General features: G+C 49.4%; 12 protein-coding genes and 1 tRNA gene. 5 read left to right on the forward strand and 8 right to left on the reverse strand.

The window, feature by feature from the left end; translation table 11 throughout:
* Nucleotide 1: 1 nt before the first annotated feature.
* Nucleotides 2–1,228 (reverse strand): BaiN/RdsA family NAD(P)/FAD-dependent oxidoreductase, encoded by a 1,227-nt coding sequence (locus tag ACYU8Y_RS25180; RefSeq protein ID WP_460940929.1) that lies wholly within the window; start codon nucleotides 1,226–1,228, stop codon nucleotides 2–4.
* 143 nt (nucleotides 1,229–1,371) lie between these two features.
* Here ACYU8Y_RS25180 and ACYU8Y_RS25185 point away from each other — a divergent pair, with 143 nt between their 5' ends.
* Nucleotides 1,372–2,433 (forward strand): DNA/RNA non-specific endonuclease, encoded by a 1,062-nt coding sequence (locus tag ACYU8Y_RS25185; protein ID WP_460940930.1) that lies wholly within the window; start codon nucleotides 1,372–1,374, stop codon nucleotides 2,431–2,433.
* A gap of 73 nt (nucleotides 2,434–2,506) precedes the next feature.
* Here the strand turns inward: ACYU8Y_RS25185 and ACYU8Y_RS25190 are convergent, their stop codons facing one another.
* Nucleotides 2,507–3,769, reverse strand: coding sequence for an asparagine synthetase B (locus tag ACYU8Y_RS25190; protein WP_460941214.1), 1,263 nt, complete (start codon nucleotides 3,767–3,769; stop codon nucleotides 2,507–2,509).
* 170 nt (nucleotides 3,770–3,939) lie between these two features.
* Here ACYU8Y_RS25190 and ACYU8Y_RS25195 point away from each other — a divergent pair, with 170 nt between their 5' ends.
* The 4 genes from ACYU8Y_RS25195 to ACYU8Y_RS25210 all read left to right on the forward strand — a co-directional run bounded on the left by ACYU8Y_RS25195 (nucleotide 3,940) and on the right by ACYU8Y_RS25210 (nucleotide 7,003).
* A complete protein-coding gene (locus ACYU8Y_RS25195; protein WP_460940931.1) occupies nucleotides 3,940–5,178 on the forward strand; it encodes an ABC transporter permease in 1,239 nt (412 codons plus the stop codon).
* Between the two features lie 133 nt (nucleotides 5,179–5,311).
* A tRNA-Leu gene (locus tag ACYU8Y_RS25200) sits at nucleotides 5,312–5,395 on the forward strand.
* Between the two features lie 440 nt (nucleotides 5,396–5,835).
* Nucleotides 5,836–6,522 carry a YetF domain-containing protein gene (locus tag ACYU8Y_RS25205; RefSeq protein WP_460940932.1) on the forward strand — a complete coding sequence of 229 codons (687 nt, stop codon included), beginning with the start codon at nucleotides 5,836–5,838 and terminating at the stop codon, nucleotides 6,520–6,522.
* Nucleotides 6,523–6,817: 295 nt separating this feature from the next.
* The gene (locus ACYU8Y_RS25210; protein WP_460940933.1) at nucleotides 6,818–7,003 is read left to right on the forward strand and encodes a hypothetical protein; all 186 of its coding nucleotides are present in this window, start codon (nucleotides 6,818–6,820) and stop codon (nucleotides 7,001–7,003) included.
* 84 nt (nucleotides 7,004–7,087) lie between these two features.
* Here the strand turns inward: ACYU8Y_RS25210 and ACYU8Y_RS25215 are convergent, their stop codons facing one another.
* From ACYU8Y_RS25215 to ACYU8Y_RS25240, 6 genes are all read right to left on the reverse strand, one after another.
* The gene (locus ACYU8Y_RS25215; protein ID WP_460940934.1) at nucleotides 7,088–8,125 is read right to left on the reverse strand and encodes an alpha/beta hydrolase family protein; all 1,038 of its coding nucleotides are present in this window, start codon (nucleotides 8,123–8,125) and stop codon (nucleotides 7,088–7,090) included.
* A 69-nt stretch (nucleotides 8,126–8,194) separates the two neighbouring features.
* On the reverse strand, nucleotides 8,195–8,764 hold the full coding sequence (locus tag ACYU8Y_RS25220) for a Crp/Fnr family transcriptional regulator (protein WP_460940935.1): 570 nt from the start codon (nucleotides 8,762–8,764) through the stop codon (nucleotides 8,195–8,197).
* A 146-nt stretch (nucleotides 8,765–8,910) separates the two neighbouring features.
* Nucleotides 8,911–9,258, reverse strand: coding sequence for a nuclear transport factor 2 family protein (locus tag ACYU8Y_RS25225; RefSeq protein WP_460940936.1), 348 nt, complete (start codon nucleotides 9,256–9,258; stop codon nucleotides 8,911–8,913).
* Nucleotides 9,259–9,281: 23 nt separating this feature from the next.
* Entirely contained in the window at nucleotides 9,282–9,593 is a 312-nt protein-coding gene (locus ACYU8Y_RS25230) for an ester cyclase (protein WP_460940937.1), read from the reverse strand.
* Between the two features lie 349 nt (nucleotides 9,594–9,942).
* The gene (locus ACYU8Y_RS25235; RefSeq protein WP_460940938.1) at nucleotides 9,943–10,761 is read right to left on the reverse strand and encodes a ThuA domain-containing protein; all 819 of its coding nucleotides are present in this window, start codon (nucleotides 10,759–10,761) and stop codon (nucleotides 9,943–9,945) included.
* Between the two features lie 38 nt (nucleotides 10,762–10,799).
* Nucleotides 10,800–13,268 (reverse strand): glycoside hydrolase family 9 protein, encoded by a 2,469-nt coding sequence (locus tag ACYU8Y_RS25240; protein WP_460940939.1) that lies wholly within the window; start codon nucleotides 13,266–13,268, stop codon nucleotides 10,800–10,802.
* Nucleotides 13,269–13,383 lie beyond the last annotated feature (115 nt).

The following is a 13,383-nucleotide window of genomic DNA, read 5'->3' on the forward strand; positions in this document are numbered from 1 at the left end:
CTTAGCGTCCAATGGCCAGCCCCGCCACATAGCCCGTTGTCCAGGCGCTCTGGAAGTTAAAACCTCCCGTGATCCCATCTACGTCCAGCACCTCACCGGCAAAGAACAAGCCAGGCTGAGCTTTGCTTTCGAGCGTTTGGGGGTGTAAGCCCTCAAAGGAAATGCCCCCGCAGGTCACAAATTCGTCCTTAAACGTACTTTTACCCGTAACCCGGAACTGGCTGTTGGTGAGTCGTTCAGAAAGTCGGTTGAGGGGTTTGGCGGGGAGATCGGCCCAGCGCTGCGCTTCGGAAATGCCCGACTCCTGTGACAACGCCTGCCAAAGCCGGGAGGGAAGGCCAAACGGGTTTTGGGAAATGACCTGTTTGCGGCCATTCTGCTGTCTGAAATCCTGGAGCTTGGCCCGTAACTCATTCTCATTCAATGTAGGAACCCAGTTTACGCGGAGTGTAAACTGATAGCTAGCATCGGCAAGATCGCGGGCAGCCCAGGCCGACAGGCGCAAGGTGGCAGGGCCACTAAACCCCCAGTGCGTAAATAACAAAGGGCCACGCTGTTCCTGTTTGGTGCCTGGTATGGATATTTTTGCATCCGGTACCGCCACGCCGGCCAACGACAGAAACGGACTGTCGGGAACGTTGAATGTAAATAGGGAAGGAACCGGCGGCAATAGTGGTTCGCTTTGCTCAGGCAGCCAGTTGTACCCGTCTATTTTGGGAAAGCCGCCCGTCGCGATTAAAACGCGATCAGCTACAAGAATTTCGTCGGTGAGTGTGTGTAATTGCCAGCGACCCTGTTCGTCGCGCATCATGGAATGAACTCCGCAACTGGTGCGAATGCGAATGCCTAAACGGCGAGCCGTCTGGAGTAAGCAGGTCACGATCGTTTCAGACGTATTCGTGCTTGGAAACATACGCCCGTCGGCTTCGGTCTTCAGCGTAACCCCCCGCTTCTCAAACCAGGCAACGGTGGAGGCTGCATCAAACTGGTTCATCAGCGACCGCAACGGTTTCTCGCCACGCGGATAATGCTTGACAAACGTCCGGTTTTCGAAACAGGCGTGGGTAACATTACAGCGTCCTCCGCCCGAAATTCGGACTTTGTTCAGTACAGTACGGGTTTTCTCCAGAATGGTGACGGTAGCGTCCGGAAATGTTTCGGCGGCTGTAATGGCTCCGAAAAAGCCAGATGCTCCGCCCCCGATGACCACAATATTCAACGATGACATGGGTTTTTAACAGCAGTTCGAGGGGAACGGTTCATCGGTTCAGGCCTACTACGGGAGTTAGTCTACTCGGTAGGTACCTGTAAGAAGGGGTGTATAGCGGGTGGGTTTCATCTGCAAGACAAAAACAGTGTAACTTTACTTTTATGTTCTTTAAGCCTCGCTTTTCAACCAAAAAATATACCCGCCGGGGTTTCCGGTTACGCGGCAACACACTTGTGTTACTGTTTATCTTCTTTTTGATCGGCCTGTTTCTGCATTACGGTGGCCGTACTCAACCTGTAGTCGCTTTCTGGAACGATTTTCGGCAGATGATCGGGCTAGGCCGCTCGAAAGCACACCCTGAAGAAGATAATCCTTATAAAGCGCCTGAACCAAACGATCCTGATGCCACGACGCACAAACGGCGAAAGGGTAGGCCAAAATCCGATGAAAGTGAAGCTAGTGACACAAGGTCCGACTCACCAACCGGTGGCTCATCGGGAAATCAACGGTTTGACTTTGAAAAAGAAGTTGATTTCATTCTGCCGCTGGTTAAAGCCGGGGACGATATTGTCCGGCACGAAGGGTATACCCTTCGGTATCGGGATCAGTATAAGGATGCCGATTGGGTCGCGTATCCATTGCTAAACTATGAAACGACGGGGGACGCGGATCGGAAATACGAGCAGTTCAAACCTGATCCGAGCGTGGAGAACGGTACCGCGCTTCCATCCGATTACACGCGTTCGGGCTACGACCGTGGGCACCTGGCCCCCGCTGGCGATTTTAAGTTTTCGCAGCGCATCATGCGCGAAACCTTCTTAATGAGCAATATTACGCCCCAGATACCCGACTTTAATCGGGGCATCTGGAAAGAACTGGAAGAGCAGGTTCGATCCTGGGCGATTCGGGACAAAGGAATTTACGTAGTAACGGGCGCGGTGTTGAAGCCTGGTTTACCTACGATTGGCAAAGTCGTTGAAGTGAGTGTTCCGGAAAAATTTTATAAAGTGATTCTGTACTGCGACAAGCCTAACATCCGGATGATTGGCTTCTTGCTAAACAACGAAGCATCGAACAGACCGCTAAGCGAGTTTGTGGTGCCCGTTGACCGCATCGAACAACTGACAGGGATTGATTTCTTTCCTAAGATACCCGACGATCTGGAACGGAGACTGGAGAGCAAATCGCAGGAAGAAATGGTGTCGGAGTGGTTTGATAATTAAAAAACCTCTCTGTGCCGGTTGTTAGAAACCAGCACAAAGAGGTAAAAAAGGCTTGGGCATCATTCCGTTACGCCTACGTCTTTTGCTTCTTCTTCTTAGCTGCCGGGAAAAGTATGTTGTTGAGAATCAGTCGGTAACCGGCCGAGTTCGGGTGGAGGTTCAGGTCGGTGGGCTCCTCGCCAATTTCGTGGCGGTAATCTTCGGGATCGTGCCCGCCGTAGAACGTGAAGAAACCCCGTCCGTAAGGCGCGTGGATATAACGTGCCTCGCCTACGGCCCGGTTTTCGGCCATAATAACTACCTCAGGCTTGATGTAATTTTTCTTGAAAGCTGTTGTCTGCCCCATGAAGCCCTTAATGACGTTGGCGTGGTTCTGCGTCAGCATGGTAGGAATGGGATCATACTTGGCCGAAAACTGAAACAGGGTGAAGTAATCGTTGTGTTCGCTCAGACCGCGCTCTTCGGGTTGGTTATCGATATTCGAGAACTCGATCAGGTATGGGTTGGTGTATACCTGAAAATTTCTGAAGGCCAATGTCTGACTGAAATCCAGTTTGTTATTGGCATTGGGATCGGCAGGATCGCCATCGTAGAAGGCATCGACAATATCTGTGTTGTGAGCTGCCAGGGCAATATCGTAGGTATCGGTAGCATTGCACATGGCGAACAGATACCCACCACCCAGTACGAAATCACGAATCTTTTGAGACACGGCCAGCTTCAACTGGGGAACTTTGGTAAAGCCGAATTTACGGGTGATATTTTCAGCTTCCTGTTTCTGAGCAATGTACCACGGCTGATCCTTGAAATGGAAAAACTTACCGTACTGACCCGTAAAATCTTCGTGGTGAAGGTGTAGCCAATCGTATTCGGGCAGTTTACCATTCATGACCTCTTCATCGAAAACGACATCGTAGGGAATTTCCGCGTACGTCATGACCATCGTTACGGCATCATCCCAGGGTTGTTTCGTTTTAGGTGAGTAGACGGCTACCTTCGGCGGTTTTTGCAGCTTTACGGCATCCATATTAGCGTCGGCCGCCGATACTTCCGACAAGATCTGGGCCGACTGAGCATCCGATATGACCTCATAGCTGACACCACGAATCACCATTTCGTTGATAAACGCCTGACTTTGGGGCATCATAAACGAGCCACCCCGGTAATTCAGCAGCCAGTCGATTTCCGTATCATGCGTTTTTAGCACCCAATACGCAATACCATAGGCTTTTAGGTGATTCTTCTGGCTATCGTCCATCGGAATCAGAATCTTAGACGCCCACACCTGACCCGTCAGCGTGAGAAATAGGATAAGCGGCAACAGCAGGCGTTTCATTGGTTTCCCCGATAAAAATGCTTGTGGTAGTTTTGTCATAACGAAAGATAGGCAAATATTGTGCGAGAAAACATAAGTGAAAGAGCGAATGAGTGAAAGAGCGATGAAAACGACGTGCATACGTTTACGCATTACGCTCTTTCACTCATTCGCTCTTTCACCTTTACTACATGAATTTACTTGAAAATATTCGCGAAGGTCTGCGCTCGATTGCCAGCAATCGGTTGCGTACGATTCTGACGTCCCTCATTATTGCTATCGGCATCACCTCGCTGGTGGGTATCCTGACGGCTATCGAGGGCATACAGAGCTCGGTCGATAGTAGTTTTGCGGGGCTGGGGGCCAATACGTTCAGCATTGTGGCCCGGCAGGATGCTTTCCGGCGGGGTGGTCGCGTTCAGAAACAGGACGCGCCGATTGATTATTTTGATGCGATCAACTTCAAGCGTCGGTTTCCGTATGGGGCGACAATTGCCGTATCGACGTCGGTTTCAGGCGCTGCCCAGGCAAAGTTCGGCTCTAAAAAAACAAATCCCAACGTGCAGCTTATCGGGGGCGACGATGCCTATCTGAACGTAAAAGGATTTACGATTCAGAACGGCCGCAATTTTACGCAGAATGATCTAACCCATGCGCTAAACGTAGCGATCGTAGGTATCGAAGTAGCCAATACCTTATTTGAGAAAAAAGTAAATCCGCTCAATCAGGTCATTCGGGTGTCGGGCAATCAATACACAATTATAGGCGTTCTGGACAAAAAAGGTGGTTTTTCGGGTGGTGGCGATGACCGGATCATTTTGATTCCGCTCGATAACGCCCGGGCACTGGCTGGAACTCAAAAACTTTCGTTCGATATTACCACCTCTGTACCGGCAGTGTCGGACCAGGACGAAGCCGTCGACGAAGCGCGGGGAGTTATGCGGTTGGTTCGGCATGATCAGCTCGGGCAACTGGATTCGTTTGAAATCGAACGGGCCGACGATCTGGCCAAAGAAACGGCAAACATTACGGGTTACCTGCGCATCGGGGGCTTTGGCATTGGTTTCATCACCCTGCTGGGGGCGTCCATTGCTTTGCTGAACATCATGCTCGTTTCCGTAACCGAGCGAACCCGAGAAATAGGCATTCGTAAGTCACTTGGCGCAACGCCCAAACGGATTCGCGAGCAGTTTCTGATCGAAGCCATTGTCATCTGTATTCTCGGCGGAGTAGGGGGAATCCTGCTGGGTCTGGGCGTCGGTAATTTAATTGCGGGAGTTGTTAGTCAGGGGAAAGGTAGCTTTATCGTACCCTGGGGCTGGATGGGGCTGGGGATCGTTGTTTGTGTTTCGGTTGGTTTGTTTGCGGGTATTTATCCCGCCGTTCGAGCCTCCAAACTTGATCCCATCGATGCCCTGCGGTATGAATAAACGAGCGGAAGAACTTACGGCTTGCCGAAACGGCTCAATTTATCTTTCTATTTATTTGCATAAACCCCGCTGAAAACCTACTTTTGCACCCACGTTTGACAAACGCATCACGCTCTGGCGTGACGATTCTGTCGCCGGGATGGCGGAATCGGTAGACGCGATGGTCTCAAACACCATTGTCTGCAAGGACATGCCGGTTCGAGTCCGGCTCCCGGTACAAGCTTAGCGCCTAATTGACTATTCATGAGTTAGTTAGGCGCTTTTGCTTTTAGACCGTTTACAAAATAGTTTTCCAAACAAACGAAATCAACTTTATTCGTTCACCGCCAATAAGCATAAAGTGGAAATTCCGGAGGGGTTGATCAACTGATTTCGAAGAAGACGGACAGGCTGTTTCGCCTAAAATGACCGCGCCATGGTGACCAGTTTAAGTAGTTGATAATCTAATCGTTAGATTTATATTATTCTGAGAAGTCAGGTGGTCAATCTGCTACGAAATTGGCTGATCAAGAGCACTGAAATAGCCACATATAGTGCCTTACCAATTGGCCGCTTGAATCAACTATAGTTTGCTGGGGCAACATTTGTTTACATCGCACAGGGCTCAACCAGCGTTGTAGAAAGGGCATCTAACTGGCCCTTTAACCCAACACCAGTATGGATTTTGATCTGCATAGTTTGTTCATCAACAAATTAGACTGGAGCCTCACGCTCGAAATTGTGATCAGAACCCTGATCATGTTCACGATCATCCTGACCTTCTTACGCTTGTCGGGCAAAAAAGGCGTTCGGCAACTGTCGATTTTCGAAGTGGCCATTATTATCGGCCTGGGCTCGGCCGCCGGTGACCCGATGGCCAACCCTGATAACGCTATTCTACCCGCCTTGGTGGTCTTCGGCACCATTCTGGCCTTCTACCGGCTGATTACCTGGATTGCTGCCCGCAGTGAAGGTTTTGAAAGTGTGCTGGAAGGCGATCCGCTTTATGTTATTGAGGAGGGCCGCTTTATGTTGGTCGAAGGGAGTGATCACACCTTTGCCAAAGATGAATTTTTCGCCGAGATGCGCCAGCAGAACATTGAACACCTGGGTCAAGTGCAAACCGCCATTCTGGAGACCAATGGCACAGTGAGCTTTTTTTACTACCCCGACGAAGAGGTTAAACCGGGTCTGCCGGTGCTACCCAAGGTCTATCATCAAAAGCGAGACCGACTCGATCAGCCGGGTCAGTACGCTTGCACCCGCTGTGGCCAGGTGGAGAGTCTGTCCCCAGGTCGGCACCAATGTCCCCGTTGTGGGGAGTCGGAGTGGGTAGGCGCCATTAAGAGCCGCCGTCGCACTTAATTTTGAATCAGGTAGTGAGAGCCATTTTTCGTTCGGCTCTTATTCTATCACCGACCTTAACGAATAAAAATAATCATCTCAGGTAGGAGTGTTTTCAGGGACTAGATATTCTTAGATTATAAGTACGAGTTGCTCAGTTTATTGAGTCAGCCAACTGTTGGGGCATCACATCGACGAAGGGACAAACTAGTAAATCGATCCATCTCATGTTGGTTACAAGCCTCCTTGATTCGGTTAGTGTCTTGAGACGATGAATGCTGCGTTTTGCAGTGCTCATTTATCAAACATCATTCGTATGGAGAATCAAATCGAAGCATCCAAAAACAACCCGCCGGTCGCTTTAGTCACCGGTGCTAACCAAGGCGTAGGCTTTCAGATTGCCAAAGCGCTGGTAACTGCTGGCTATTATCTCCTTTGCTTCAGGAAACGACCCAATTCCGAACAAGTGAAGCTTCCTCGTCTCACTGAGGAGCCTATTTAGAGAGTAAAAAATTGATCGCTACAACATACATCAATTGGCTCTGGGAATAGCTCATGTGCTGTTTTGACGAACACACTTCCAGGATCAGTAAGCAGATAGCTTGTGTCTGAAAAACTGCGCGGCTAAACGAATTACTGCCGAGTGCACTTTATGACGATCGACGGTAGGGTCATCAGTAAAGTAAGTTGGATCGGATTTTTTGACTTCCTCGGTTGCTTCATTCAGCATGACGTAGTGGCCCGTTTTGCCCTTGAACTCGTAGTAATTAGAGCCTGGAATGAGCCCATGGTAGTGATAGGCATTGGTTTTAACGGGCGCCATTTTATCACTGTGAGCGCCAATCACATACACCGGTTTCTGAATAGCTTTCATCTGGTCTTTACTGACAAAACCCTGTCCCAGCGCAGGGGAGATCGCCAGAAAGGCACTTATTCGGTTATCCTGCAGGGAAGGTATTTTCTCAATGGCAACCTGTATGGAGGGGTCATCCAGGTATTGGGCTACGCCTGGAAGTTCGGGGATGTCAATCTCCTGTCGGCCCTTCGTTTTATAGTAGGTAAGCAGGGCTTTATAATCCAGCACTGCCCCAGCCAGGGCAATAACCGTATAACCCCCATAAGAAAAACCAGCCGCACCTATACGTTGCGAATCAATCACCGTACTAAAAGGAGTGTTGGTCAACAAAGCGGTTAACGCAAAACGAATATCCAGCGGGCGTTCCCAAGGTTTAAGAAATTCGAGAGCCACTTTGTTATCATAGGTATTGCCCCAATGGTCAACAGCGGCCACCACAAATCCGTGTTGAACCAATCCCTGCGCTAGCCACTCCATCGTCAACCGGCCTCCTCCAGTACCATGTGAAAGCATAATCAGTGGCATTTTATAAGTGGGCAACTGCCCATTTCGCACCGTATACTGACGAATAAAGGGCGAAAAGGCCTGATCACTCGCTTTTAAGGAATCATCGGTTGGATACCATACCTCCGTCACGACCGGACGATGACGGCTTGAGTCCATGAACGAAAAGGTTTGTTGACCGATCTGGGTAGTCGGTGGGCGCTGGGAAAAGGTAATTTGAGGCACCAGCAGGCAATAAAGAACAATGAGCCGTAATTTATGCATAGTTGTCTTGGCTTGAGGGTACAAAGCAAGCAGCAGCATAGGGAAAAAAGATTGACAAAAGTCAACAAACTATTTTTTTGACTTTAAGCGGCTCAGTGTTTCCGGAGAAATACCCAGATAATCAGCGATGATTTTAGCGGGTAATCGATGAATAATTTCCGGATTGGTCTGTTGGAGAGTATCATAGCGAGCTCTGGCATCCAAGGAAATAAAGCTTTCAATGCGCTGAATGGCCTCAATGTAATCGAGTTCGAGGCCAATTCGATCCATGGTTTCCCAGGCCGGTATACGCTCATAAAGCGTCTGCCGATCCTCATAACTGATCATAAGCAATTCCGATGGTTCTGGACTTTGTAGGGAAGCGATCGAAGGCTGACGGCGAATAAAGCTGGGGAAAGCGGTGCCAAAACGGCCTTCAAAGATCAAAAAACGGGTTGATTCGTTTCCCTGGTCATCGGTTAAAAAGACGCGCAGACACCCCTTGACGACGAAATAAACATAGCGGGCCACACTGCCTTTGGCGACGAGGATTTCGTTACGCTTGGTACTTTTGGCTTTGAAGCAGCGACTAACGATTGACGTTTGCTCATCGGAGAGGGTAATCTTACCGGCCAGATAAGTTTGTAGGGCAGGATGCATAAAAAGATGGTCAATGGCCAGCTAGCCTTTTAAGCTAACACGTCAACGCCTGTAGTTTTAACCGTTCAGTGTTTCGTTAAATGCCCGACTTGAGCATAGTCTCCATTGAACGCCCCTTCGTCTCACGCGGGAGCGTTCAATGGAGACTATGCTTTGATGACAAATGCTTTTAATGCAGCCATTTTGCCTTCGCGAAAGCGCCAGACATCGCAATAAGAATAGCTGGCTGTCTCACCAGTGGCGTCTTTCAAATCGATGCTACCCATGGCTGTAACAAAATCGCCCTCCGCTATAAAATGGTCGACTTTAAATTGGGGAGCCTCTGCATAGGCCGTTACCATCCACTGCCGAACCGCTTCTTTTCCTTGTAGTGTTCTTTCTCCGACAAATTCCCATTCGGTATCATCCGTGCAATAAGCTAAAAAGCCTTCATTGTCACCTACTGAGATAGCCGCGTTTGCTTTTTCTAAAATGGCTTTATTGGTCTCAATCATTTTTGTATAGAACTGTAGGTTCATTAAGCCGCGGGTGCCGCGCTAATTAGTTGAAGTAATCCCAACATATTGGACTGGCTATGTTCTTCGATAAACTGTCCGTCCGTTCGATAGAAATTCATGGCTTGTACCTGAATGGGCTTACTGGTTGGCGGTATACCCATGAACGTACCCTGATGTGTACCCCGCATCAAAAAGCGGGCTGCTATGGTATCGCCTTCCGTAACCATATCTTCCATTGACCATTGAATATCCGTAAATCCACTTTGCATTATCCCTACCAGGGCGAGATAGCCAACCGGGCCCCGCAGGGGTTCAGGGCATCCTGTACTCATCGTTAGTCGAGCTATAATCGTCCATATTATTATCCGAACTAGTTTCATTGCTGCCGCCATCCCCAGTTAGCTAATTGGGATCAGCGGTGCGCAGATCTCGTAGCAAATGACTATTTGGTAGTGTCCAACTCAGCTTTAATTATATTCGACACATCTGATTTAACCTTTCGAAACAGATCGTTCATTATATTCTTAACCTGTTTATCAGTCCGGGGTTCAAATTGCTTTAGCGCCCTGACCCGATGCAGTACGCAATGGGCTACAAGCCAGACAGTATTCACGAATAGGTCAGATAGGTGTCTGTTGCGGTTTGCTAAATGCTATCTGCCATCAATTGCCACGGTGGCGTTTATTTCTTGAAGGGATCTCCCTGCTTATCGGTGCTAAGCACCCATTTGAGCGAATTGATAATCAACAGTTTCTGGGTCGCATCGGAGTATATCTCATCGCCATGACCCATATTCAGATAAATCATTCGGTAGCGCCGGTTTGTCCAGACCACCGGAAAATCACCAAAATTTATCACGTCTTTGATCCCCAAGGGATAATTGTCGGCCGACAGCGAAAGCAGTACGTCAATATTTTTATTTAAACGGGGACTCGGCTTCCATTGATACCATTCACTGGCCGGAGCGGTCCAGCTTGGCGGCAGGTTTTTGGTAATCGGGTGGGTAGGCTGATCGGCGACTATTTTAGCGGGTTGAGGTGGCCAGTTATTGCAGTAAAATACACCCCCGCCCATGAAGTTTACAAACCAGGGCCACTGGGTGTCTTTGTCGTTGTAGCCCGATTCGTGAAAGCCCATCCAGCCGCCACCCGCTTCCATATACTGCTCAAATACAGCTCGTTCCGCTTTTTTGCCTGGATAGCCGTTGGGCATAATGACGACTTGGTATTCCTTTAGTTTTTCGTACGGGTAGTTGCCAAAATTCTGTGTGGTATCCAGGGTAAACCCATTCCCAACCGAGAGCTTTCGCAGAAAGTCGATGGTTTGGTGGGCAAAGAGCACATGGTCTCGTTCCGTCCGCTCACTAAAATAAATCAAGGCCTTGAAACGGGGAGCTTTGGCGTAGTTGGCCGGGTAATTCGTCGGCACCTGCGCGTACACCTGCATCAGGAACAAAACCAGCAAGGCTACTGTACTTAGCCACTTTCGGGAATAAATCATGGATGTGTATCTAAATCGAACGGATTCTGCTTAGCTAGCTAGTATTCGGCAAGTAACGATAACCACTTGCCAGCCGAGGTTACCCACACCTCTTTGTAGGTGGCATTATTGATGGCCGGCCACCAGGGAACATCTTCGTTATGGACGGTTCGTATGCCAACCGGTATTTCGCCGGTTATTTCCCCGGACGAAAAACTATCCATCTGCGGATACCGGTTTCCTTCCCCGTAAATGAGCGATTGGCCAAACGGGTTTTTTCCCACGGTCCAGTACAATTGCTCACGCCCGATTTGAAGCAACTGTTCATCGTTTAAGAAATGCCCACATAGGGCAGCCGCCTTGCCGGTGGATAAATGGACAGCCGTATTGCCGTTGAAAATGCTGAACCAAATGGGGAATCGCTTCAGGTAATGCTCGTTATCCAACTTTACTCCTTTGGTCAGTTGTTCGGTGTATAACTCCTTGGCGTTGGCTGGTGGAAATAAATGCAACGAATAGAAGGCCGTCGAATCAGACGCTTCATCTTTATGGTATATCCCGCTGGGAATCATGCCGTAAGGAGCGGTGTAAACCAGCATGTCTTTGAGGTAGTTGCCGTATAATTTTACCGCCTGATGCCACTTTGGATAATCGGAATGATTGCGCTGCGTTTGGCATAAGAGAATAAGTGCCTGCATATACACCTGATCCCGGGACTGATGTACGAAATGTACAATGGATTTTCGGGTCGTATCCCGGTAAAAAAAACCGTTAATGCCCTTCGCATCGCCCAGCGGAGCGGTCCGTTGACACTGAAGTGTGTAGCGGATAAAATCGGTGGCCATTTGGGCATATTGTGTTTCGCCCGTCAGTTGGTACAGCATACTGGCTGCCCAGGAAACGGTGGCCATGTACTGGCTTCGCGACGTATTATAACTGTGTTCATACGGCTGGGAGAAGCCCCCATACCCGCTTTCCTGATACGTCTTCATTGCCAGTGAAAAATCCTCCCGGGCTAGTTTACGCAGGTATTCGCTAAACGCGGGATCCCCATCCAGCGTCATGGCGGCATAAGCCTCGTAAGCAGCATAGAGGAACGTATCGAACGAGTTATTCTGTACCCGCACCGACTGAATATCATCCAGCGTGCCAATAACCCCATCCTGCCAGATAAGTAGCCCCATGCTGCTGGCCCGGTAACCATCATCGTACCGGTTCTTCAACACAAAATTAAGTCCCCATTCGGCCTCTTCCCGCAAGCGGGCCGCTAATAACGGATCTTTCGTTCGCTGGTTCTTGAACGATTCCAGCAAGGCAAATGTAACATCGGCCGTTTGCAGGGTTTGCTGAGACAGGTCACCTGCGTCATGCCAGCCACCGCTGTAGGAAATCTTTTTCCCCTTATGTTCCGAAAACAGATCAAGGTGACACTGCCCGTGAATTTGCGGCACCGCGTACCCGCACCGCTGACAGAAAATATAATTTAATACCCGCCACTGGGATGCCGTCCATATGCGGGAGCCAATCGCGAAGGACGCGGTTTTTATCGGTCCGAAAACGAGATGGTAATTACCGGCTTTTTGGAAACTACTGAAGTCCAGCACCTCGTAGTCACCTGTAGACGTTTGTACTTGCTTTGCATTTGCCTCATAAGCTACCCGCTGAGTGGCTTCATCGATCAGCTGAAAACGGGTGTTGGGTGTACCAATTGCCCGATTGGCAATCGCCGTTTTTTGGCCTTCGGCCATGTAGCCCGATGTGGCATACACAATGCTGTTGGGGGCTGGCAGCCATCCGTGGCTTATTTCCTGCGTCTTTACCTGTTTTAAAACGGGCTGATCGATGTAATAGATAACCGAGTCACCGGTGGTCGTATTTTTTCCTTTCAATGAGACATAGAAGCCAAGTTCGGCCACCTCGTCCCGACGCAGGTCCGACAGATCCAGATAACAGCGGTTCCACTGGTGGTTGGCCAAATTGAGCAGATGATCGGCCGATGCCATCAGCGTTCCGTTTTTGGCCGATTGGTTTTTATTTCGGAAGTCGATATTGATGTTTACAACCTGGGCTCCTGCGGCCTCGGGGTAAATAAAAAATTCAAGTCGGTTGTAGGCTTCCCAATTTGCCCCGTTCACGTTCAACTGCATACGGCAGTTACCATAAGTCGCATAGTCCGGGTCACTGCTGGAACCTACTGCCCGTTTTCCGGTCGCTGTTGGCAAACTCAGCCGCAACGTAGGCTGCCCGGATTTTGTGCGTTCCGTAGTCATTGCCAGCTTTCCATAGCCGGTCTGTTTCCAGTTACTGAACACAGCGGCTGCGGCCAGGGGCTGCGCGCTTACAACTGGCTTTCCCAGGGAAATGGCTTCGTAGGATCCGGACGAATCGAGTGGTAAAGGCCGATGAAGGACTCCGCTTCGAATGATCTCATCGAACAACCTTGGCTTAATTCCATTTGTTGGGGTCTGGGCATTAAGGGCAGAAGCCGTACAGGCAACCAGAATCGTGAAGAGTACGCGTAAAGCCATTTGGGCAGGTTAAAGGAAAAGGTAAGTCAAAAGTAAAACAGTACCCGTGTAAGGCCTACATCCTGATGGGAAAACCGTTTGATTTTTATCAATAAAGGCGTTCCCTGAAGGCAAT

Source organism: Spirosoma humi, assembly GCF_054776575.1.